This window comes from Cyanobium sp. Tous-M-B4, from assembly GCF_024345395.1.
Taxonomy (GTDB): Bacteria; Cyanobacteriota; Cyanobacteriia; order PCC-6307; family Cyanobiaceae; genus Cyanobium_A.
The window spans coordinates 126217-148645 of record NZ_JAGQBA010000007.1 but is presented as its reverse complement, the minus strand read 5'-3'; the positions used below and the strand labels follow the sequence as shown (position 1 = coordinate 148645).

Here is a 22429-nt window from a genome sequence, read left to right as displayed (position 1 = left end):
AGAGGGTGTTCCAGAGGAACGGGTATGGAAGGTGGCAAGCCACCAGACGGAATCCCGTCGAGCGCAAGAACATTGCGCAACACAACTGTAACGGAAGATTGCGGCTTTGGTGAGAAGGCTGGTCAGGAGGCGCCAAAGCCCTGCTGATGAAGCCCATAAGTACCGCTGATGTTGGGGTGCGGCGGATCACCTGGAGCCCCAGCGTCACCCTCGTCCCCACCCGCTTCTGTTTCAACTTCTGCGGCTACTGCAGCTTTCGGCGCCCCCCAGATGGCTTGGATCCGTTGGCTGATGGGCTCAGTGATGCCCAGGCGCAAGCGGCATTGAGGCTGCGCGCTGGGGCTGCTGAGGTGCTGTTGCTTAGCGGCGAGGTGTCGCCTGGTTCTCCCCAGCGCCGCGCCTGGTTCGGCCGGCTATTGGCCCTTAGTCGTCTGGCCTGGATAGAAGGCCGGTTGCCGCACACAAACGCTGGCCCCCTCTCAATTGCCGAGATGGCCGCCCTGGGCCGGCTTAATGGCTCCATGGGGCTGATGCTGGAAGGTCTCGGCCCGGCCTACGACTCCCTGCATCGCCATTCTCCGAGCAAAAGCTTGGCGGTGCGACTGGGCCAATTGGAGCAGGCCGGTCGTTTGGGGATTCCATTCACCACGGGGCTGTTGCTGGGAGTGGGGGAGTCTCAGGGCGACAGGCTCGCGGCGCTGGAGCTGCTGGCCCAGCTGCAGCGCCGCTGGGGTCACTTGCAGGAGGTGATCCTCCAGCCCTTTCGCCCCGATGCCGCTGCTGCGCTGTTGCTCAATGCCAGTGAGCAGGCCGACCTGCTTGGCACCATTGCCGCCGCCCGGACAATCCTGCCGCCGGAAGTGCACCTGCAGTTGCCACCAAATCTTTGGCCCTTGCAAGAGCTGCCTGCTGCCCTGGCGGCGGGCATCGATGATCTCGGCGGCATCGATAGCAGTGACGTGATCAACCGCGCCTATCCCCAGCCCAGGCCAAGTCAGTTGACAGAAGTGCTTGCCCAGGCTGGCTACGGACTGACTCCCCGGCTGTGTGTGCATCAAGCCTGGCGCCGCTGTTTGCCGCTGGCTGTACGGCGTCAGGCTCTCCGCGCCGAATCAAGGTTGTTAGCGTCCGAACCTTCCGGACTTAGAAGTCCATGGCCGTGAGCGCCGCGAGCGACCAACGGGTGCTGCTGGTGCGGCTTCCCTGCAATCCAATTTTTCCGATCGGCCCGATCTACTTGGCTGATCACCTGCATAAGCAGTTCCCGCAGCTGCCTCAGCAGATTCTTGATCTGGCGGCAGTGCCCCTGCTTGATGTGGAGCAGGTGCTGCTGCGGGGAGTTGAGGCGTTTAGGCCCACACTGCTGGTGTTCTCCTGGCGCGACATCCAGATTTATGCGCCCGTGGATGGTCGTGGCGGCAATCCCCTGCAGAACTCCTTTGAGGTGTTTTATGCCCGCAATCCCCTGAGACGCCTGCGCGGTGCTTTGGGTGGCCTGGGGTTGATGGCTTCCTTTTACGGTGAGCTATGGCGCAATTTGCGGCTCGTGCGCCGCGGCTTGCGTCGGGCCCGCCGCTTCGAGCCCCAGGCCACCGCTGTGCTGGGAGGGGGTGCCGTGAGTGTGTTTTATGAGCAGCTGGGCCGCAAGCTGCCCAAGGGCACTGTGGTGTCGGTGGGAGAAGGGGAGCCCCTGCTGGAGAAACTGATCCGCGGCGAATCTCTGGCTGCCGAGCGCTGCTTTTTGGCGGGTGAGGCACCCCGGCCCGGGCTGATCCACGAGCAGCCGGTGGGCATGGATAAAACCGCCTGCAACTACGCCTACATCGCCGATATTTGGCCCCAGCTCGACTGGTATCTCGACGGCGGCGACTTCTACGTGGGCGTCCAGACCAAGCGTGGCTGCCCCCACAACTGCTGCTACTGCGTGTACACCGTGGTGGAGGGCAAGGCGGTGCGCGTCAATCCTGTGGAGGAGGTGATCGCTGAGATGGGCCAGCTCTATGCCAAGGGCGTGAGAGGTTTTTGGTTCACCGATGCCCAGTTCATCCCGGCCAGGCGCTACATCGATGATGCCAAGGAGCTGCTGCGGGCGATTCAGGCCCAGGGTTGGAGCGATATCCGCTGGGCCGCTTACATCCGCGCCGACAACCTCGACGCCGAGCTGGCTGAGCTGATGGTGGCCACCGGCATGGATTACTTCGAGATCGGCATCACCTCGGGCTCCCAGGAGCTCGTGCGCAAGATGCGCATGGGCTACAACCTGCGCACGGTGCTCGAAAACTGCCGCCTGCTGGCCCGGGCAGGGTTCCGTGAGCACGTGTCGGTGAATTACTCGTTCAACGTGATCGACGAGCGGCCAGAAACAATCCGCCAGACCGTGGCTTATCACCGCGAGCTGGAGCGCATCTTCGGTGCCGACAAGGTGGAGCCGGCGATCTTTTTCATCGGCCTGCAGCCCCACACCCACCTGGAGCAGTACGGCTTTGATCAGGGCTTGATCAAGCCTGGCTACAACCCGATGAGCATGCTGCCTTGGACTGCTCGTCAGCTGCTCTGGAACCCTGAGCCCATGGGCAGCACCTTCGGCCGCATCTGTCTTGAGGCCTTCGAGCGCAACCCCGGGGATTTCGGTCGCACCGTGATGGACCTACTGGAGCGTGATTACGGCCTCGCCCCACTGGAAGAGGCCCTGCATGCTCCAGTCGAAGGTCGCAAGGCCCTAGCTACGGCGACCCGCTAGCCCCGTCTTTGCTCCACCAGCGGCGGCGAATCCAGAGCAGGGCGCCTAGGCCTATCCAGCCAATCAGTCCGCCGATCGGGTTGATGTCGGCGCCACCGGGCCCTACCAGCCAGCCAGGCGCTGCCGGGGAAATCTGCAGCAGGCCCTTCTGCACTAGAAACCAACCCCCCACCAGGCCGCCATGCAGGCCTATTGCTCCCCATAGGGAGCCTGCGTCGGCTCGCCGCTGTAGAGCCAGCACCAGACCCAACAGAAATAGTCCCCCCAGCAGCCCCAAGGCCTCGAGCCCAGGGGCCCGATACCAAGGGTGCAGCAGGGCAAAGATCAGCGCCTGCACCACCAGCGCCCGGCGGGCCCCCAGCTGGAGCTCCAGTTCGCCCCATAGCCAGCCGCGAAATAGCAGCTCTTCGGCAAATCCCACCCCGGCTAGCAGCAGCAGGCCGTTGAGCAGCAGGGCCCCATTGAGCTCCCCAAGCCATTGGGCTTGGCCCGCGAGTATTAAGCCCGCGGCTACTAGAGCAAGCAACAGCAGCGCCTTCAGCAGCCCCCGCACGCCGCTGCGTAGGGCAAGGGCAGCTGGCACAGCCAAGCCCAGGCGCCGCCAGGGATTGGACTCCTGCCAAACCCGACTCAGTCTCAAAGGCAGGCTTGTAAGCAACAAAACCAGAGCTACTACCAGACCCGCCAGATCCACCTGGTCGGAGCGCCAGTTGGGGGCAAGCAGGGCAAGCGGCCTGGCCACCAACCAGCCGGCTAGGTAGAGCAAGGGCACGTACAACAAAGTGCCCCACCAGTGCGGTCGCACTGGCGCGTTAGCTGCCGCAGCAGGCGGCTTTATCAGCTTTCGGGCTCGAGGCTGCTGCTCAGGCCCTTGCCCTTCAGGGTTTCGCAATAAAACTCAGCGGGCTCTAGATCGCAGACGATCACCAGGCCTACGCCGGTGTTGTGGGCCTCCAGCATGACGGCAATGGCGTCCTGTTCACTGAGCGAGGGCACCACTTGGCGCAGGGTGGTCACCACGTATTCCATCGAGTTGACGGGATCGTTGTGCAGCAGCACCTTGTAGCGAGGCGATGGCTTGCGCACCCGCTCCGGGGCCTTCTCCATTACGGCTGCCCCGCCGCTCTCGCGGCCGGGACTTTGGGTGGCGATTGGCATAGGAGTCATGGCAACAGACATGACGTTTGCCCTATTAAAGGGCCCGGATGCGCCCCATGGCTTCCTCCACGTTCTCTCGGCTGTTGAAGGCCGAAAGGCGGAAGTAGCCCTCCCCGGCGGCTCCGAAGCCGCTGCCGGGGGTGCCCACCACATGGGCCTTGCCAAGTAGGTGGTCGAAGAAGGCCCAGGAATCCAAGTTTTCGGGAGTTTTCAGCCACACATAGGGGGCCTGCTCGCCGCCATACACCTGGATGCCCGCGGCGCTGAGCTCGCGGCGGATTATCGCAGCGTTCTCCATGTAAAAGGCCACCAGGGCCTTCACTTGGGCCTGGCCTTCGGGCGAATACACCGCCTCGGCGCCGCGCTGCACGATGTAGCTGACGCCGTTGAACTTCGTGCACTGGCGCCTGTTCCATAGGGCCCAAAGCTCCACCCGTTCGCCATTGGCGGCAGTGCCCATCAGGCCGCGGGGCACCACGGTGAGGGCGCAGCGGGTGCCGGTGAAGCCGGCGTTTTTAGAAAAGGAGCGAAACTCAATGGCGCACTCCCGGGCGCCTTCGATCTCGTAGATCGAGTGGGGTAGCTCGGGGTCCTGGATGAAGGCCTCGTAGGCGGCGTCAAACAGGATCAGGGCATCGTTGGCGCGGGCGTAATCGACCCAGGCCTGCAGCTGCGCCTTGGTGGCTACAGCGCCGGTGGGGTTATTTGGAAAGCACAGGTAAATCAGATCCACCTTTTCCGTGGGGATCTCGGCGGTGAAGCCGTTGGCTGCGGTGATCGGCAGGTAGGTCAAGCCGCCGTAGCGCCCAACGTCGTCGGCGTCGCCGGTGCGGCCTGCCATCACATTGCTGTCTACATAAACTGGGTAAACCGGGTCTGTCACGGCGATGCGGTTGCCCTCGCAGAGGATGTCGAGGATGTTGCTGCTGTCGCATTTCGAGCCGTCGGAGACGAAGATCTCCTCGGCGCTGATCTGGCAGCCGCGGGCCTGAAAATCGTTTTTGGCGATCGCTTCCCGCAGCCATAAGTAGCCCTGCTCGGGGCCATAGCCGTGGAAGCCCTCACGGGTGCCCATCTCATCGATGGCCGCTTTCATGGCGGTGCGGCAGGCTTCTGGCAGCGGTTCGGTCACATCGCCGATGCCCAGACGAATGATCGGTGCCTCCGGGTGGGCTTCTGTGAAGGCCTTGACCCGCCGTCCGATCTCAGGGAAGAGGTAGCCCGCTTTGAGCTTGAGGTAGTTGCCGTTGACCTGGGCCATCGCTGCGGGATGGGCCGCCGCCGGGCCCGGGTGATTGATGGGACGATTGTCCTATGCGGGTTGCTGGCCCACCTCCAGGGGCGGTTGCACCCAGATGCCCGGGCGGATCTCGAAGCTCGTTTCCACCGGGGCGATCAGTGAGGCCTGCTCCGGTTGGAGCTGCTCCACCAGCTCATGGAAGCCGCGGGAGAGCTTCGGTGCCTTGGAGAGCTTGATTTCATAAACCCGCCGGCGCTGGCCCCGCTCCAGCACTAGGTCGAGTTCGGCGCCGTGGCCGGTGCGCAGGAAATGGGGACGCCAGCGCGGATGGGCGGCGATCAGCTGCTCGATCACGAAACCCTCCCAGCTCTCACCGGCCTGCGGGTGGGCCAGCAGATCGTCGTAGCTCTCGATGCCGAGCAGGTTGTGCAGCAGGCCGCTGTCGCGCAGGTAGAGCTTGGGCGAGCGCACCAGCCTCTTGCTCAGGTTGGCCTCCAGGGGCGGTAGACGCCGCAGCATGAAGGTGTGCTCCAGCGCCGCCAGCAGCTTCTGCAACCGGGCGCTGCTGAGATCAAGCAGGCCCGCTAGCCGGCTGGCATTGAGGGTTTGCCCCTGGAGGTGGGCCAGCAACCGCCACAGCCGCTCCATTAACGGCAGCGGCAGCCCGAGCTCCAGGGCGGCGATGTCGCGGCCCAGGAAGGTGCGGATGAAATCCTCGCGCCAGTCGATGCTGTCGTCGTCTGCACTAGCCAGCAGGCTCTCGGGGAAGCCACCGCGCAGCCACAGCTGCTGCCAGCGGATGGCCGGGGCCACTTCGCTCAGCAGAAACGGGGTGAGCTCCACCTGGGCGATGCGGCCAGCCAGGCTTTCCTGGCTCTGGTGCAGCAGCGGGCCGGAGGCCGAGCCCAGCAGTAGGAACCGCCCGGGCCGGCGATCCCGGTCGATCTCGGCGCGCAGCAGACTAAAAAATTCTGGCAGTAGCTGGATTTCGTCGAGGCACACCAGGTCGTGGCGGTGGGCCTCGAAGAACAGCTCCGGCTCCTGTAGGCGGGCGCGATCGCTCCGGTCCTGCAAGTCGAGCAATACGGCATCACCGCGCTCGGCCAGTAGTTGGCGCGCCAGCGTTGATTTGCCGCACTGCCGGGGTCCCAGCAGCAGCGCCGCCGGCGCCCGGTTCAGGGCCTTGCGGAGCGCCAGCTGGACCTGTCTGGGCAAATAACCGTGCATTTCTGCAGTATAGGTGCCAAATTGCACGGTTATTGCCAGTGTTGCGGGCATGCATACGATCAAGGCCGTCCCTGCCGTCGGCACCTGTGACCGTTGCCACCTCGGCTGATGCGCCGGTCGACTTCGACGCCCTGATTGATCTGGGCATCAGCAAGCCCGCGCGCTACCTGGGCAATGAGCTGGGGGTGAAGCCGCGCGACTGGGAGGCCGATTGGAAGCAAGTAGGGGTGCGTTGGGCGCTCACCTACCCCGAGGTCTACGAGGTGGGGGCAAGCAACAGCGGCCACATCATTCTCTATTCAATTCTCAACGCCGTTCCCGGCCAGCTGTGCGACCGCAGCTACCTGCCGGCGCCTGATCTGTCGGCACGCCTGCGCGAGCGCGGCGCGCCCCTGTTTGCGGTCGAGAGCCGGCGGCCCCTAGCCGCCTTCGACATCCTGGGCTTCTCGCTCAGCTACGAACTGGGCGGCACCAACATCCTCGAGATGCTGGAGCTGGCCGGCATCCCGATCCGGGCGGCCGACCGCGGCAACCTGCCCCTGGCTCACCCGGATGCGCCACCGCTGATCTTTGCCGGCGGCCCCACCGCCACCAGCAACCCGGAGCCCTTTGCTGCCTTCTTCGACTTCGTGGCCCTCGGCGATGGCGAGGAGCTGCTGCCGGAGATTGGCCTGGTGGTGGCTGAGGCTCGCGCCGCTGGCTACACGCGCCGGCAGCTGCTGCGCGATCTGGCTCAGGTGCCTGGCGTGTACGTGCCCTCGTTGTATGGCCCCGGCGTCGATGGGGTGAGCATCGAGCCGCTCGAGCCAGGCGCCCCTGCTCGGGTTCAGCGGCGAACGGCAACGCCGATGCCCCACTACGCCATGGGGTTGGTGCCCCATATCGAAACCGTGCACGACCGGCTCACGGTTGAAATTCGCCGCGGCTGCACCCGCGGTTGCCGCTTCTGTCAGCCGGGGATGCTGACTCGCCCTGCCCGCGATGTGGAGCCAGAAGCGGTCATTGAAGCCGTTGAGGAGGGCATGGGCCGCACCGGCTACAGCGATTTCTCGCTGCTTTCACTGAGCTGCTCGGATTATCTGGCTCTGCCTGCGGTGGGGGTGGAGCTGCGCAACCGCCTGGCTGACAAAAACGTGAGCCTCACCCTGCCTAGCCAGCGAGTGGATCGTTTTGATCAAAACATCGCCCACATCCTGGGGGGTACCCGCAAGGCCGGCCTCACCTTTGCGCCGGAGGCTGGCAGCCAGCGTCTGCGCGACATCGTCAATAAGGGGCTCACCGACGCAGAGCTGCTGGCCGGCGTGCGTACGGCGATGGAGAACGGCTATCGCAAGTTGAAGCTCTATTTCATGATCGGTCTTCCGGGTGAAACTGACGCCGACGTGCTCGGCATCGCCGATACCTGCCAGGCCCTGCAACGGCAGTGCTCCGATCTCGGCCGGCTGGAGCTCAACCTCACGATCAGTAATTTCACGCCCAAGCCCCACACGCCATTCCAGTGGCACAGCGTCAGCACCGATGAATTTCGGCGGCGTCAGGAGCTGTTGCGCCGGGCCCTGCGCCAGTTGCGGGGCCTCAAAACTAATTTCAGCGATGTGCGCCTATCCGCGGTGGAAGACTTTGTCGGCCGCGGCGACCGCCGCCTCTCAGCGGTGATTGAGGCGGCTTGGCGGGCCGGGGCGGGATTGGATGCCTGGTTTGAGTCGGCCGAGCGCAGCTACGCCGCCTGGACCGGTGCGATTGAGGCGGCGGGCCTAGGCGGCCGCTATCGCCAGCTGGAGCTAGGCGCTTGGAGCGCGGTTGAGGCTATGGATACTGCTGACCTGGAGACCTTTTGCCACCAGAGCCTGCCCTGGGACCACATCGATTCCGGCCTGGATAAGCGCTGGCTTGCTGAGGACCTGCAGCGCGCCCTAGCCGCCACCGTGGTGCCCGATTGCTCCTTTGATGGCTGCAGCAGCTGTGGCGTGTGCGGCCCGGAGCTTGGCCACAACGTGGTGATTCCGCCGCCTGCCATTCCGGCGACGCTTCCCCAGCGGGCCCCTGCCAGCGACCGGGTCGACCGGCTTCGCATTGGCTTTGCCAAAACTGGCTCCCTGGCTTTGATTAGCCATCTAGACACCTTGCGGATGCTGGAGCGGGCCTTGCGCCGCTCCGGCTTGCCGGTGAGTTTCACCGGTGGATTCCATCCTCTGCCTCGCCTGCAGCTAGCCCTGCCGCTGCCCTTAGGGGTAGAGGGCAGTGGTGAGTGGCTGGATTTGGAGTTCACCGAACAGGTGGATCCAGACCTGGTGCGCTCTCGGTTGCAGCCTGAGCTTCCACCTGGCTTTCAGCTGCTCTCGGCTATTCGGGTTGAGGTGTTTGGCGTCAGCCTTTCCCAAGAGCTGGCTTCTGCCCATTGGCAGTTTGTTTTGCAGCCCCAAGACGGAGCGCCGCCGACCTCGGAGCAGTGGCAGCAGGCCCGCGCCAGCTTGCTCGCCGCCGAGACGCTGATGTGGAACGACACAGATAAAAAGGGACGTCCCCGCAGCCGGGATTGCCGGCCGTTTCTGCTCGATTTGCAATGGGGTGAGCCGCAGTCGGATGGCTCCTTGCGGTGCACCCTATGGGCTGCGATCGATGCTGCTGGCCGCAGTCTCCGCCCTGAGCAGGTGCAGCACTGGCTCGCTGAACGGCTCGGTCAATCCCTTGCCCTGAGTGGCTTGCGGCGGAAAGACTTGGTCCTGAAGCCGTGCTAATTTTCCATTAAGGCGAATAGCCGATTGGACTTGGTTCATTGATCGAGTTCCACCGGTTGCCGGTAACCAGGTTCGCTGGTTTAACCGCCTCAGGACACCTCTGTCCCATTCTTCGCCCCACCGCTTTCGGGAAGCTCGATTCTTGAAAGCTGTTTCGCGGCCTTAGATGCGCGAAAGATTCAGAACAGCATTTTTTGCAGTATTGCCGCCAGAACGATCCGGATTTGCCGGCGTTCCGATCATTTTTTGGGCTTCCGATAGTCCAAGTTCTTTGACTTGTTGATGTTTTTCTGGCCTGGCCCCGTAGGGCTTGAGCCAGGTTTCAGCCTTCAAGTCCGCCCATATCCATCGTTTTATCCCTGGCCGGGCCCCCGTCGGGCCCATCCCATTCCCCATGCCCCAGCAGATCGTCATAGCCGAGCAACTGCGAATCGCCGCAGTTCTCAACGACGAACGTGTTGATGAATTGGTTGTGGCCCAAGGCCGCTATCAGATCGGAGACGTCTATCTAGGCACCGTTGAAAATGTGTTGCCTGGCATCGACGCCGCTTTTGTGAATATCGGCGAAAGCGAAAAGAACGGCTTCATACACGTCACCGATCTGGGTCCCCTGCGGCTGCGCAAGGGAGCTGCCGGCATTACCGAGCTACTGGAGCCGCGCCAGAAGGTGTTGGTGCAGGTGATGAAGGAGCCCACCGGTACCAAGGGCCCCCGCCTCACCGGCAACCTGGCTTTGCCGGGGCGGTTTTTGGTGTTGCAGCCCCACGGCCAGGGAGTGAACATCTCCCGCCGCATCAACGGTGAGAACGAGCGCAACCGGCTGCGGGCCCTCGGTGTGCTGATCAAGCCCCCAGGCGCCGGCCTGTTGATCCGCACCGAGGCCGAAGCTGTTAGCGAAGAGCTGCTAATCGACGACCTTGAAGCCCTGCTGCGCCAGTGGGAGGGCATCCAAACCGCCGCCGAAACCGCCAGCCCACCCGTGCTGCTCAACCGCGACGAAGACTTTGTGCATCGCGTTTTGCGCGATCTCTACAGCCCAGAGCTAGTGCGGGTGGTGGTTGATACCCCGGAAGCGGTTGCCCGGGCCAATGCCTTTCTGGGCTCTGATCACACCACGGTGCTGGTGGAAGCCCACACCGAATCGGCGGAGATTCTTGAGCACTTCAAGGTCAATGCCGCCATTCGCGATGCCTTGAAGCCGCGAGTTGATCTGCCTTCCGGCGGCTACGTGATTATTGAGCCCACCGAGGCGCTCACTGTCATTGATGTCAACTCCGGCTCCTTCACCCGCTCGGCCAACTCCCGCGAGACGGTGCTCTGGACCAACTGCGAAGCGGCGGTGGAGATCGGCCGCCAGCTGAAGCTGCGCAACATCGGCGGCGTGGTGATCATTGACTTCATTGATATGGAGTCCCGTCGTGATCAGCTGCAGCTGCTCGAACATTTCACCCAGGCGGTTCGAGACGATGCCGCCCGTCCCCAGATAGCCCAGCTCACCGAGCTCGGCCTAGTGGAGCTCACCCGCAAGCGCCAGGGGCAGAACATCTACGAACTGTTTGGACGAGCCTGCCCCAGCTGTGGGGGCTTGGGTCATGTGGCCGTGCTGCCAGGCAAAGACACGCTTCAGCCCCTGGCAACCCTCACCGGCCTAGTGCGCTCCGCTGCATCGGCTCGCGCTGAGGTATTCAGCCCCGCCATCCCCGAGGCCCCTACCGGTCGCCGCCGCCGAGGCGGGCGAGGCGGGCGTAATGGCAGTGAGTTCCTTGATGCGCCTGGCACGCAGGCCGCTGATGGGGTCGAGATCGTCCCGATCGAGGCACCTGTCTCAAGCAGCGGCGCCAGCATGGAGCCGGCCCCCCGCCGCTTTGATCAGGAGCTGGTGGCCGTGCCGATGGATGCGGACCAGGAATTGGTGTTTGGTTGGATGGGCCTCAATCCCGCCCTGCTGCTAGAGCAGCCCCCCAGCAACGACAACGTCGTGGTCAGGGTTGTTCGCCCCGGCATGGAGGCGGAAGAAGTGCTGGAGCAAGCCAGGCAGCAGCTGGCCGCTGCCGGTTCCCGTCGTCGCCGCGGACGCGGTGGTCGTGGTGGTACTGCAGCCGCCGCTGACGCTCAGTACGGCGCTGGAGACATGCCGGCCTCAGGCGTAGAGACTGGGGTTATGCCGGCTCCGGTGGAAATCACGCCCCTGCCAGAGCGCAGCGAGCCCGAGACCGTGGTCACGGTGTCGGTGCCGACCACTGCCAGCATCGCTCCTCCTGAAGTCGAGATTCCAGCTCGCCGCGGTCGCACCCGCAGTTCTGCGGCCAACACCCCTGCAGCGAAAACCCAAACCTCCCAAGCCGGCACCCTCCAAGCTGACACCGCGGTGGCAGTCGCTGAGCCGGAGCTTGATGAGTCAGGCGAACCACGTCGCCGCCGCCGCCGCTCCTCGGCCTCCAGCTGAGTGGGCCCGCCCGAGCCGGATCCCTGGCAGGGCCGGGATCCGGGCGAGTGCGCCGGCGTTGATGAGGTCGGTCGCGGTTGTCTGTTCGGCCCTGTTTTTGCCGCTGCGGTAGTGCTGCCGGCAGCAGCGCTAGCCCCCTTGGCTGGTCTGGGGCTCACCGACAGCAAAAAGCTCACCGCCCGGCGGCGAGCGGCCCTGGTGCCCGTTATCCAGCGCCTGGCGGCTTCCTGGGCCCTCGGCCAGGCCTCGGCGGCAGAAATCGATCGCGGGGGCATCCGGCTAGCAACAGAGCTGGCCATGGCCCGCGCCCTGCAAAAGCTGTCGTGTCCGTTTGAGCTGCTGCTTGTGGATGGGGTGCTGCCCCTGCGTGGCTGGCACGGCGACCAGCGCACAATGGTGCGAGGCGATAGCCACTGCCTGGCGATTGCGGCCGCCAGCGTGCTGGCCAAGCAGGCCCGGGACGCCTTGATCATCGCCCTGGCGGAGCGCTATCCGGGCTATGGGCTGGAGCGTCATGCTGGTTATGGCACGGCCTTGCATCGTGCGGCCCTCCAAAACCTCGGCACAACGCCGCTGCATCGTCATAGTTTTTTGGGGCGGCTGAAGCTCAGTGCTCCTGGCACCAGAGGCGATAGTCGCTGAGTAGCTGCTGCCCCACCCGGCCCTTGATGCCCAGCAGGATGCCTGCCAGCAGAGAGCGCCCGGTTGCTTCCAGCACCTTGGCTGGAATCAGTTTGAGCAGCGAGGGCTGGCTCACCGTCACGGCCAAGCTTGCTTCCCCTTCCAGCCCGTTGGCACCGGCTGCCAACCAGGATCCCAGGGTGAGCTGGAAATCATCCACTAGCCCCAAACCCTCCAGTTCACACTCGGTGGCTTCCAGTACCAGCCGGTCTTGGGCCAGACGGATGTGCAGATCTACCACTGGCTGAATCTGCAATTGAAATACCTGCAGATGGGTCACCGCGTAGCGATAGCGACCTGGGCCGAGGGGCTCGAGCTGATTGGGATCCAGCAGGGCTTTGACCACCCGATCCTGATCGCTCAAGTAGGCGGCCAGCCGTTCGGGCTGGTGGCTCACGTCAAGTTGCAGTTGCTGACTGGCGCAGAAGGCCAGGGGCATGGCCTGCGGGCCGGCGCGGCATGATCCTATCGGTCACCACTCGATGGCCTCTCCTCGGTTTCGGAAACGATGCGTTTTGCCTTCCTCGGGCCGGCCGGCACCTACGGCGAGCAGGCAACCCGGCAACTGGCCGAGTTGGAAGGTGTCGCCAACCCTGAATTGGTGCCTCAGCTAGGTATCCGGGCCGTTGTTCAGGCCCTAGCCCAGGGCACCTGTGATGCGGCAGTGGTGCCTGTAGAGAATTCAGTGGAGGGGGGGGTGACGGCCTGCCTGGACGCGCTCTGGGAGCATCCGGATCTCAGCGTCGCCCGTGCCTTGGTGCTGCCGATCCGCCATGCCCTGCTTGGCAGCGGCCCGATTACGGGCGTGAGTGAGGTGTTGTCCCATCCCCAGGCCCTAGCCCAGTGCAGCCAGTGGCTGTCGGAACACCTGCCCCAGGCCCTGCAGTTGCCCACCAGCTCCACGGCGGAGGCGGCCCGCATGGTGGCGGGCAGCCGCTTCCGCGCAGCGATCGCCTCCCAGCAGGCCGGCACGGAGCATGGCCTGCTGGAGCTGGCCTATCCGATCAATGATGTGGCGGGCAACTGCACCCGCTTCCTGTTGCTGCGGCGGGGCCCGCGCTCATCGCAGGGCCCGATGGCAAGCATCGCCTTTTCCCTGCACTCCAACCAGCCAGGGGCCCTGCTCGAAGCGCTTGGCTGCTTTGCCCAGCGCGGGCTCAACATGGGCCGGATCGAGTCGCGCCCATCAAAGCGGGAGATGGGCGAGTACATATTTTTCGTTGATCTGGAGCTTCCCGATGGATCGACCCCTCTGGAGGCAGCCCTTGCTGAGCTAGCGCCCCTTTGCGAGCACCTGGCCCTATTTGGGGCCTACCCAGTCACCAACCTCGCTTAGGCCTGGCTGGGCTTGCGGCCGCGAAAGACGCCAAATTGCATCAGTCCGGTGGCGAAGGCCCAACGCATCAGCAGGATCGTGGGAGTTTCGCGCAGGCCTTGCAAAACTGCGGCGGGACCCAGGCCCAGGATGGCGCCGGGCCGGCGTACCCCCTCAAAGATCGATTCGATCCAGGAGGGCAGGGTGGCGCTGGTCCAGTCGCCTGTTTCGATGCTGATGCCACCGGATTGGGCGCTTGATTCCAGGTGCTTTTGCAGCCCGCGGATACTGGCGAATTCAGGGTGGGCCCACTGTTCAAGCAACTGACGCATCACCCAGCGCTCTCGCCGATCCATGGCGCCATCGGCCGGATCGCGCCGGTTCCAGTCGGCTACAGCCAGCAGGCCGCCTGGTTTGAGCACACGCAGCAACTCATCGGCGTAGCGCTGCTTGTCGGGCATGTGGGGACAGGCCTCCACACTCCAGACGGCATCAACGCTGGCATCGGCAATTTCCAGGGCTAGGGCATCCATCACCGCAAAGCGGCAGCTGAGGCCGGCTGGCGTTAGGGCAGTGGCCCGGGCTATCTGGGCCGGGCTGATGCTGATACCCAGGACGTTCAGTCCATAGTCCCTCGCCAGGATGCGGGCGCTGCCGCCAATGCCGCAGCCCACATCAAGCACGGTGGAGCCGCGGGGCAGTTGGTCGAGGCCGCTCCAGCGCGCTAGTTCATGGACGAAGGTTTCTTTGGCAACTCGGAAATCCTGGTGGCGCGACCTGGGGCTACCACTCTGGCGGTAGTAGCCCAGGTGGATATGGTCCCCCCAGAGCCGCTCCAGCAGCTGGTCATTGGTCCAGCGGTCGTAGGCGTCTGCCACGCTTGCTGAGGATTCATAACGCCGCCGGCGTTTCAGCCAAAGGCGTGCCGATAGGGCGACGGCAAGGCAGCCAAGGGCTCCGGCCCCGATGGTGGCGGCCAGGGGCCAGCTCAGGACGGTCATGGCAGGAGTTATTGGGGCTGGAAGGTGTCTTTGAGCACGGTGCGTGCCGCCAACTGCCTCCTGGTCTGGTCCAGCAATTCGTATTCCTGGCGCAGGCGCTCGCTGGTATCAGTGATCTCCAGCAGGGCCTGCTGGTGGTCGGCGACCGGGCCACCTAGGTGGGCTCCGATCCAGAACGACAGCTCCCTGGGTAAGTCGGGCAGGTCGTTGGGCAGGCTGGTGGGTTTGCCAATCAGCTTGCCGGTTAGTTCCACCACATCCCGCAGGGCTTGGCCGACATCGCCCGCCAACGCAGCCAGCTCCGCATGGCTTGTCTCGGGTTCATCTTCAATCCAGCTAACCATTCCCACTCGAAAGGGCGCCTCACGCACGATGTCGAGTACGCGAAAACGCTGTTGCCCCATGGTCACGATGTTGCTGTGGTCGTCGTCCTGGGTCTGACAGTGCAGGATCTCGGCACAGCAGCCCACATCGGCCATTGTTTGGTTTTGGGGGTCCCAACGCACAACTCCGAAGCGCTGGTCTCCGGCCATCACCGTGCGCAGCAGCATCCTGTAGCGGGGCTCAAAAATATGAAGTGGCAGTACTTCCTGGGGGAAGAGCACCACGTCGGGCAAGGGAAACAGCGGCAGCTCCCTTACGGCCAGCTCGCCCATGGCTTGAACAGGAGATGCGACGCCATCCTAGAAAAAATGCCCCTGCCACGCGTTGGCGTGACAGGGGCTCCGGCTGCGGTCAGCGACTGGGCAGGCAGGATAACCCGAGATTGGGCTCAGAGCTTGACTTCAATATCAACGCCGCTGGGCAGGTCAAGCTTCATCAGTGCGTCGATCGTCTTTGCCGAAGGGCTGTAGATATCGATGATGCGCCGATGGGTGCGGGTTTCGAAGTGCTCGCGGGAGTCTTTGTCGACGTGGGGCGAGCGCAGCACGCAGTAAATCTTGCGCTTGGTGGGCAGCGGAATGGGGCCGATCGCCGTTGCGGCGGTGTGGTCGGCGGTTTCGATGATTTTTTCGCAGGAGAGATCAAGCATCCGGCGATCAAACGCCTTGAGGCGAATGCGGATCTTCTGCTGGGCAATGGCTGTGGACATGTCGGATCAGGCGTCAGGAAGCTCCTGGGCGAAACGCCCGGGTGGCTGGTGGAGCTGGATTGTCGAGGAGCGGCAGGTGGGGTGGAGACCCTGGAGGTCCCACCCCAAAAACCTACCTCAGGATCAGGCGATGATCTTGGAGACCACGCCAGCACCGATGGTGCGGCCACCTTCGCGGATAGCGAAGCGCATGCCCTGCTCAATGGCCACGGGGCAGATGAGCTCGCCGGTCATCTTGATGCGGTCGCCGGGCATAACCATTTCGACGTTGGCACCGTCGTCAGAGGTGAAGGCGGTGATCTGACCAGTTACGTCCGTTGTACGGATGTAGAACTGGGGGCGATAGCCAGCAAAGAAGGGGGTGTGGCGGCCGCCTTCTTCTTTCTTCAGCACGTAGACCTCACCTTCGAATTTGGTGTGGGGCTTGATGGAGTTGGGCTTCACAAGCACCATGCCGCGCTCGATGTCCTCCTTTTGGATACCGCGCAGCAGTAGTCCACAGTTGTCGCCAGCCAAACCCTCTTCGAGCAGCTTGCGGAACATTTCCACGCCGGTGACAGTGGTCTCGCGGGTGTCGCGGATGCCGACGATTTGAACGGTTTCGCCAACCTTGACCTTGCCGCGTTCGATACGGCCGGTGGCCACGGTGCCGCGACCGGTGATCGAGAAAACGTCCTCGATGGCCATCAAGAAGGGTTTGTCTACTTCGCGCTCAGGCTCAGGAATCGACTCGTCGACTGCGTCCATCAGGTCGAGGATTTTGTCAACCCACTCATTGGCACCACGCTCGGCCTTGTTGCCAGCTTGGATAAATTCGAGGGCCTTCAGGGCTGAACCTGCCACCACGGGGATGTCATCGCCAGGGAAGTCGTAGCTGCTGAGCAGCTCGCGCATTTCCAGTTCGACAAGCTCGAGGATTTCCTCGTCGTCGACCATGTCCTTCTTGTTGAGGAACACCACTAGGGCGGGAACACCCACCTGTTTGGCAAGGAGGATGTGTTCCTTGGTCTGGGCCATCGGCCCGTCGGTCGCGGCTACTACCAGGATCGCGCCGTCCATTTGGGCGGCACCGGTGATCATGTTCTTGACGTAGTCGGCGTGGCCGGGGCAGTCCACGTGAGCGTAGTGACGCTTTGTGGTCTCGTACTCGACGTGCGCCGTGTTGATAGTGATGCCCCGCTCTTTCTCCTCAGGAGCACCATCGATCTCGTCGTAGGCCTGGGCCTTGGCCATGCCTTGGGACGCCAACACGTTGGTGATGGCAGCCGTGAGGGTGGTTTTGCCGTGGTCAACGTGGCCGATAGTGCCAATGTTGACGTGGGGTTTGTTCCTTTCGAACTTCTCGCGTGCCATGAGTAGAAAGAATCGGGGGGGTTAGTGGGTAGAGGAGAGATCAGGAATTGCCCTGATTCTTGGAGATGATGGCCTCAGCCACATTGCGAGGAACTTCCTCGTAATGGCTGAACTCCATCGAGAAAATACCCCGACCCTGGGTCATGGATCGGAGCTGGGTGGCGTAGCCGAACATTTCGGCCAGGGGCACTTTTGTTTGGACCTTGGACTGACCATTATCAATGGACTGTCCTTCGACCTGGCCTCGACGGGATGAGAGGTCGCCGATGACCGACCCAAGGAAATCCTCGGGGATCTCGACTTCCACCTTCATCATTGGCTCAAGAAGTACGGGATTGCACTTCTTGACGGCGTCTTTAAAGGCCATGGATCCGGCAATTTTAAACGCCATCTCCGAGGAGTCGACGTCGTGGTAAGAGCCGTCAACCATGGTTGCCCTGACGTCGATCATGGGGAAACCAGCAATCACACCGGATTGGCAGGTCTCCTTCATGCCGGCTTCTGCTGGACCGATGTACTCCTTGGGAACGATGCCGCCAACAATTTTGTTGACAAACTCGAATCCTGTGCCTGGCTCGCCGGGCTCCATTTCGATCACTACGTGACCGTATTGGCCTTTACCACCGGTCTGACGGGCAAATTTGCCTTCACCCTTGGAGCTGGTGCGAATGGTTTCGCGATAGGACACTTGGGGAGCGCCGATGTTCGCTTCAACCTTGAACTCGCGCAGCATCCGATCCACCAGGATTTCAAGGTGGAGTTCTCCCATGCCAGCAATAACTGTCTGGCTGGTTTCAGGATCGGTGGAGACCCGGAAAGTGGGGTCTTCTTCTGAAAGTGACTGAAGAGCTTTGGAAAGCTTCTCCATGTCACCCTTGGTTTTCGGCTCAACAGCCACCGAGATCACGGGCTCGGGGATGAAGAGCGATTCGAGAATGATCGGGTCAGATTCGACGCAAAGCGTGTCTCCAGTGGTGGTGTCCTTAAGGCCCAAGACAGCCCCAAGATCACCGGCACGCAGCTCATCAACCTCTTCACGGTCAACAGCCTTGAGCAAGATCAAGCGGGAAATGCGCTCCTTCTTGTCTTTGGTGGAGTTGAGCACATAGCTGCCTTTGTTGAGCACCCCGGAATACATGCGCACAAAAGTGAGCTTGCCGTAGGGGTCAGCCATCACCTTGAAGGCCAAGGCGCTGAAGGGCGCGCTGTCATCGCAGGGGCGGTTTGACTCGCTGCCGTCTGGCAGGAGGCCAGTGATGGGAGGCACATCAACTGGTGCTGGTAGGTAGTCGACCACTGCGTCCAATACCAGCTGCACGCCCTTGTTTTTGAAGGCTGAGCCACACACCATCGGCACCAAGCCGTTGTGGATGGTGGCCTTACGGATGCCTTTGATCAACTGCTCTTCGGTGAGCTCGCCATTTTCCAGGAAGGGATCGATTAAGTCTTCGTCGGACTCAGCGACCGTTTCCATTAACTTGAGGCGCCACTTTTGAGCCTCTTCAATCATATTTTCAGGAATTTCACCTTCAATGATGTCGGTGCCGAGATCATTGGTGTAAATAATCGCCTTGTTGCGCACAAGGTCGATAATTCCCTTTAGTTCGCCCTCTGCTCCGATCGGCAGCTGGATCGGTGCGGCATTGGCTTTGAGCCGATCCTTGATTTGGTCGTAGACCTTCAGGAAGTCGGCACCGGTCCGGTCCATCTTGTTGACGAACACGATGCGAGGCACGTTGTAGCGGTCAGCCTGACGCCAGACGGTCTCTGACTGGGGCTGTACGCCACCAACGGCGCAGAAGACAGCAACCACGCCGTCCAGGACCCGCATCGAACGTTCCACCTCGATGGTGAAGTCGACGTGCCCGGGGGTGTCGATGATGTTGATTCGGTTGTCTTTCCAAGTGGTGGAAATGGCAGCCGCGGTGATCGTGATACCACGCTCACGCTCCTGCTCCATCCAGTCGGTGACCGCTGCACCGTCATGCACCTCGCCCATCTTGTGGACGACGCCTGAATAGAACAGAATCCGTTCAGTAGTCGTGGTTTTGCCCGCATCGATGTGGGCTGCAATACCAATATTTCTAACGCGTTCCAGTGGAAAGGCGCGGGCCACGGGGGAGGTCTCCGAAAGGTCAACAAAACGTGGGCGTCACTCTACAGACTGGGTCTGTTGAGGCTGAAGTTGCCCTGGGCTTCAGCAGTTCAGGCGGGATCAGTAGCGGTAGTGGGCGAAAGCCTTGTTAGCTTCAGCCATCTTGTGGGTCTCTTCCCGCTTGCGAACCGCGCTACCGGCTTCGTTGGCTGCATCCATCAGCTCACCAGCCAATTTCTGGGCCATGCTGCGACCGTTGCGGGCGCGGGAGAAATTCACCAGCCAGCGCAGAGCCATGGCTGTACCGCGCTCCTGGCGAACTTCCATCGGGACTTGGTAGGTGGCACCGCCAACCCGGCGGGCACGAACCTCAACCAACGGAGTGGCATTGCGTACAGCTGTCTCAAACAGCTCCAGCGGATCATTACCAGTGCGGTCATTGATCAAGGAGAAGGCATCCGAAAGGATGCGCTGTGCCGTGGACTTTTTGCCGTGCTTCATGAGCCGGGCCACGATCATGGAGGCCAAGCGGCTATTGAACTGGGGGTCGGGAAGCACTGGGCGCTTCTCGGCGGCATTGCGGCGAGACATGGTCGACCGGAGCGGGGAGAACTAGGGGAAGGGAATTGAGCGGGCATCGGTGAAGCCCTTTGCTGAAGTTGCTGGTCAGCGGCTAGTCACGCTGATCTAGGCGGGTTCAGCTCTTTGGCGTCTTGGCGCCGTACTTGGAGCGGGACTGGCGACGGTCCTTGACGCCCGCGGTGTCCAAGGTGCCGCGGATGATGTGGTAGCGGACGCCAGGCAGATCCTTGACGCGTCCACCTCGGATCAGAACCACAGAGTGCTCCTGAAGGTTGTGCCCAATGCCAGGGATGTAGGCGGTCACCTCAAAGCCAGAGGTGAGACGCACCCGAGCCACCTTGCGCAGGGCCGAATTCGGCTTCTTTGGGGTGGAGGTGTATACGCGTGTGCACACACCGCGGCGCTCGGGACAAGCGCGTAGGGCGGGCGACTTGGTCTTCCGGGAAAGACTCTGGCGCTCAGTACGGATTAGCTGCTGAATGGTGGGCATCGAGGACCGGGGTCTGGTCGGAGAATATTGGTCGGACGTCCGACCGATTTCGACAATCCATCACCTTACTGGGTCGCCTGTCGCCCTCCCCCTTAGCGGCTGAACGCAGTGCCGCAGGCGCAACTCACCGTGCCTTCGCCTGGACGTACCAAAAAGCCGCCGCCGCTGATGTCACCCCGGTAGTCCAGGCTCAGGCCGCTTAGAAGGTTCAGCTGTTCTGCTGGCGCATAAAGGGTGATGCCATCGGCGCGGGCAATTGGTGTGCCCGCCAGGTGGCCGGGGCGCAATCGAATCGCCCAGCGCTCACAGCGCCCATCAACTAAATCCAGATGCATCATCCCGGGAGTGCCCGCCACCGCTGCGTGTCGGCCTAGCTCGGCGGCGGCGGCGGCGGTCACGCGCAGGCTGTGCGCCTTGGCCATGGGGATGGGGAGCTGCATAACTGATCTCATTTTGGCAGCTTTCTCATGGCACCAGGCCGACACCGTTGTGAACGGATCCGGCCACACCACGACCTTTCACCTGCATGGAACCCCCCAGCACCAGCCCGGTGGAGCTGCCGCCATCGAGATTTAGGGCGTCTTGCAGGCCTAGCTGTTGCAGCAGCGCGGCGGTTTCCCCCAGGGAGGGGCCGCTGTCCTGGATCCCCTCCAGGGTGATCAGCCAAATCTGGCGGTCGTCTCTGGCCAGCACGGTGCGGGGTGCTCCTTGGCTGAGGAAGGCGGAACTGAAGTTTTCGGCGGCGCCATTGAGCACGATGCGGCCAGCCTGCAGCAGCAATGGCCCCCCGCCGATCACGTGGGTTGCGAGGCCGAGGTTGCTGCTGGGGCGGCTTTCGATTTGGAGCCGCTCGCCTAAGCCCCAGGGCAGCTCACTTCCGCCCCTTCCCACCAGCAGCAGGTCATCGCCCCGTAGCGGCACGCCCGCATCCAGTTCCGAGGGGCCAAGCTGCTGTCGCACCAGGCCGCCTTGGATTAATAAGCCAGTCTCAGAGCCACTCAGGGCTCGGTAGTTGGGCCCCCAGTCGGCGGTGTAGCGGCTGATGCCTCGCTGCACGTAGCCACTGTTGACAACGGCGACCGGTAGACGCAGAGCTCCGGGACCCACAACCCATTCTGAAAGCTGTAGCCGGCCAAAGCGGGGCATGGTTCGCTCGTCCCAGGCGGCGACTCCCCGGTTCAAAATTGGCCCGGAAAGCCAGCGTCCGTCTTGTTTTAGAGCCCCCAAGGGCAAGCGCCTTACCCGGTTGAAGTAACCCCCGTTGATCGCTACCCAGGCCTGCTGCTGGTTGGCGAGCTGCACCAGGGAGCTGAGGCCCTCCATGGCTCCAGGTCTGGCCAGGGGCCGGAGCTGCAATGAGGCGTTAAATGGATCAACGCGGATCGCATTAATGCGCACGCCCTGGCGCACCAGGCGATCCCACTGAAGTTCTTTGCCAAGCAGGGCCTGCAGGCGTGGATCGATCGGGGCTGGACTGTCAGTGCGGCTAGCGGTCCCCTGATCCGGCCACTCGATCACCACCCGGTTGGGTTCGCCCAGGCTGAATACCCGCGTCAATTTGGCTGCGGAGGGTTTGAGCCTCAGCCCGGCGCTGTTCTGCTGGGCCTTCAGGCCCAGGCTCCCCAGCAGGGTCTGTTGGTCGCTGCGGCTGAGCAGGTCGACCACCAGTCCGGCGTCGTCTCTACCAATGGCCGCCGGGCCGCCCAGATCGAGCACGACGCGCTTGATGGGGCCAGGGTTTGAGCTGCGCACCTGGAGCAGCTGGGGCCTGGTCAGCTCCAGGCTGAGCAGGCTGCCCTCCTGGCTTAGGCCCACGCCGATGCGGCCGAACAGGCTGCTCACCTCTACCGCTACCTCGTCATCAAGGCTGCGTTGGGCGCTGGCGGGCACCTTGAGTTCCTGGCCAAACCACTCCAGCTCCAGGGCGCCATCGCTGCGGCTGCGGCTGGTGACCCCGAGCTGGTTTTCGAGCACCTCTAGGGGTATCCACAGTTGTTGGGGCGTGTTGCCCAAGCCCCCAACCCAGAGCCAGCGGGCGCTTTGGAGACGGCCGTTGATGCGGATACTGCTGCCCTGGCGCTCAGTTGCGGCGGCGCCACCGATGGGGACAACCGGTGGCGGTGGTGGCGGCGTAATCGGCATGGCCCGGCCGACCCCTGCCAGGCACAGAACCAGGAGCCAGGTAGCCAGCAATGCAGTAGAGGCCATGGGCCAGCCAGGCCGACAGCCATGAAAGCTAGCCCTCTTTATGAGTTAGGACGCCCGGGTTT

The 22429-nt window shown here is 63.0% G+C and carries 21 protein-coding genes; 6 read left to right on the top strand and 15 right to left on the bottom strand.

Translation table 11 applies throughout. The annotated features are described in order from the left end of the window. Window positions 1–146: 146 nt before the first annotated feature. Window positions 147–1163, top strand: coding sequence for a 7,8-didemethyl-8-hydroxy-5-deazariboflavin synthase subunit CofG (cofG, locus tag KBY73_RS13970; protein WP_254937667.1), 1017 nt, complete (start codon window positions 147–149; stop codon window positions 1161–1163). Continuing rightward, window positions 1160–2740: a photosystem II high light acclimation radical SAM protein gene (locus tag KBY73_RS13965; RefSeq protein ID WP_396097182.1), complete on the top strand. Its 1581-nt coding sequence runs from the start codon at window positions 1160–1162 to the stop codon at window positions 2738–2740. Before cofG ends, KBY73_RS13965 begins: the two co-directional genes overlap by 4 nt. On the opposite strand, the gene KBY73_RS13960 is transcribed toward KBY73_RS13965, so the two are convergent. From KBY73_RS13960 to KBY73_RS13945, 4 genes are all read right to left on the bottom strand, one after another. Next, the gene (locus KBY73_RS13960; RefSeq protein ID WP_255017109.1) at window positions 2724–3512 is read right to left on the bottom strand and encodes a CPBP family intramembrane glutamic endopeptidase; all 789 of its coding nucleotides are present in this window, start codon (window positions 3510–3512) and stop codon (window positions 2724–2726) included. The genes KBY73_RS13965 and KBY73_RS13960 overlap by 17 nt on opposite strands. Window positions 3513–3577: 65 nt before the next feature. After that, window positions 3578–3898 (bottom strand): ATP-dependent Clp protease adapter ClpS, encoded by a 321-nt coding sequence (clpS, locus tag KBY73_RS13955; RefSeq protein ID WP_254937677.1) that lies wholly within the window; start codon window positions 3896–3898, stop codon window positions 3578–3580. A 34-nt stretch (window positions 3899–3932) separates the two neighbouring features. Continuing rightward, a complete protein-coding gene (locus KBY73_RS13950) occupies window positions 3933–5159 on the bottom strand; it encodes an LL-diaminopimelate aminotransferase (RefSeq protein WP_254937664.1) in 1227 nt (408 codons plus the stop codon). A gap of 51 nt (window positions 5160–5210) precedes the next feature. Continuing rightward, window positions 5211–6416, bottom strand: coding sequence for an ATP-binding protein (locus KBY73_RS13945; RefSeq protein WP_254937663.1), 1206 nt, complete (start codon window positions 6414–6416; stop codon window positions 5211–5213). A gap of 35 nt (window positions 6417–6451) precedes the next feature. Here KBY73_RS13945 and KBY73_RS13940 point away from each other — a divergent pair, with 35 nt between their 5' ends. After that, on the top strand, window positions 6452–9103 hold the full coding sequence (locus KBY73_RS13940) for a TIGR03960 family B12-binding radical SAM protein (protein WP_254937662.1): 2652 nt from the start codon (window positions 6452–6454) through the stop codon (window positions 9101–9103). A 162-nt stretch (window positions 9104–9265) separates the two neighbouring features. On the opposite strand, the gene KBY73_RS13935 is transcribed toward KBY73_RS13940, so the two are convergent. Further along, window positions 9266–9436 (bottom strand): hypothetical protein, encoded by a 171-nt coding sequence (locus KBY73_RS13935; RefSeq protein ID WP_254937661.1) that lies wholly within the window; start codon window positions 9434–9436, stop codon window positions 9266–9268. 61 nt (window positions 9437–9497) lie between these two features. Here KBY73_RS13935 and KBY73_RS13930 point away from each other — a divergent pair, with 61 nt between their 5' ends. Together KBY73_RS13930 and KBY73_RS13925 are read left to right on the top strand one after the other, a co-directional pair. Continuing rightward, the gene (locus KBY73_RS13930; protein ID WP_254937660.1) at window positions 9498–11549 is read left to right on the top strand and encodes an Rne/Rng family ribonuclease; all 2052 of its coding nucleotides are present in this window, start codon (window positions 9498–9500) and stop codon (window positions 11547–11549) included. Continuing rightward, complete coding sequence (locus KBY73_RS13925) at window positions 11550–12191, top strand: ribonuclease HII (RefSeq protein WP_254937659.1); 642 nt, start codon at window positions 11550–11552, stop codon at window positions 12189–12191. It begins immediately after the preceding gene. On the opposite strand, the gene KBY73_RS13920 is transcribed toward KBY73_RS13925, so the two are convergent. Then, on the bottom strand, window positions 12157–12669 hold the full coding sequence (locus KBY73_RS13920) for a DUF1997 domain-containing protein (RefSeq protein ID WP_254937658.1): 513 nt from the start codon (window positions 12667–12669) through the stop codon (window positions 12157–12159). The two genes, KBY73_RS13925 and KBY73_RS13920, sit on opposite strands and share 35 nt — an antisense overlap. A gap of 69 nt (window positions 12670–12738) precedes the next feature. Here KBY73_RS13920 and pheA point away from each other — a divergent pair, with 69 nt between their 5' ends. Further along, on the top strand, window positions 12739–13566 hold the full coding sequence (pheA, locus tag KBY73_RS13915; RefSeq protein WP_254937657.1) for a prephenate dehydratase: 828 nt from the start codon (window positions 12739–12741) through the stop codon (window positions 13564–13566). Here the strand turns inward: pheA and KBY73_RS13910 are convergent. From KBY73_RS13910 to KBY73_RS13870, 9 genes are all read right to left on the bottom strand, one after another. Beyond that, window positions 13563–14546: a methyltransferase domain-containing protein gene (locus KBY73_RS13910; protein WP_254937656.1), complete on the bottom strand. Its 984-nt coding sequence runs from the start codon at window positions 14544–14546 to the stop codon at window positions 13563–13565. The genes pheA and KBY73_RS13910 overlap by 4 nt on opposite strands. Window positions 14547–14554: 8 nt before the next feature. Further along, the gene (locus tag KBY73_RS13905; RefSeq protein ID WP_254937655.1) at window positions 14555–15202 is read right to left on the bottom strand and encodes an LON peptidase substrate-binding domain-containing protein; all 648 of its coding nucleotides are present in this window, start codon (window positions 15200–15202) and stop codon (window positions 14555–14557) included. A gap of 116 nt (window positions 15203–15318) precedes the next feature. Continuing rightward, entirely contained in the window at window positions 15319–15639 is a 321-nt protein-coding gene (rpsJ, locus tag KBY73_RS13900; RefSeq protein ID WP_006910513.1) for a 30S ribosomal protein S10, read from the bottom strand. A 123-nt stretch (window positions 15640–15762) separates the two neighbouring features. Next, window positions 15763–16992, bottom strand: a complete 1230-nt coding sequence (tuf, locus tag KBY73_RS13895; RefSeq protein ID WP_254937654.1) for an elongation factor Tu — start codon at window positions 16990–16992, stop codon at window positions 15763–15765. Window positions 16993–17032: 40 nt separating this feature from the next. Continuing rightward, window positions 17033–19108, bottom strand: a complete 2076-nt coding sequence (fusA, locus tag KBY73_RS13890; RefSeq protein ID WP_254937653.1) for an elongation factor G — start codon at window positions 19106–19108, stop codon at window positions 17033–17035. A gap of 99 nt (window positions 19109–19207) precedes the next feature. After that, window positions 19208–19678: a 30S ribosomal protein S7 gene (gene rpsG, locus KBY73_RS13885; protein WP_254937652.1), complete on the bottom strand. Its 471-nt coding sequence runs from the start codon at window positions 19676–19678 to the stop codon at window positions 19208–19210. A 106-nt stretch (window positions 19679–19784) separates the two neighbouring features. After that, complete coding sequence (gene rpsL, locus KBY73_RS13880; RefSeq protein ID WP_106632417.1) at window positions 19785–20159, bottom strand: 30S ribosomal protein S12; 375 nt, start codon at window positions 20157–20159, stop codon at window positions 19785–19787. 92 nt (window positions 20160–20251) lie between these two features. Then, window positions 20252–20581 carry an AIR synthase gene (locus KBY73_RS13875; RefSeq protein WP_254937651.1) on the bottom strand — a complete coding sequence of 110 codons (330 nt, stop codon included), beginning with the start codon at window positions 20579–20581 and terminating at the stop codon, window positions 20252–20254. Between the two features lie 43 nt (window positions 20582–20624). Further along, entirely contained in the window at window positions 20625–22367 is a 1743-nt protein-coding gene (locus KBY73_RS13870; RefSeq protein WP_254937650.1) for a phosphodiester glycosidase family protein, read from the bottom strand. Window positions 22368–22429: the final 62 nt, after the last annotated feature.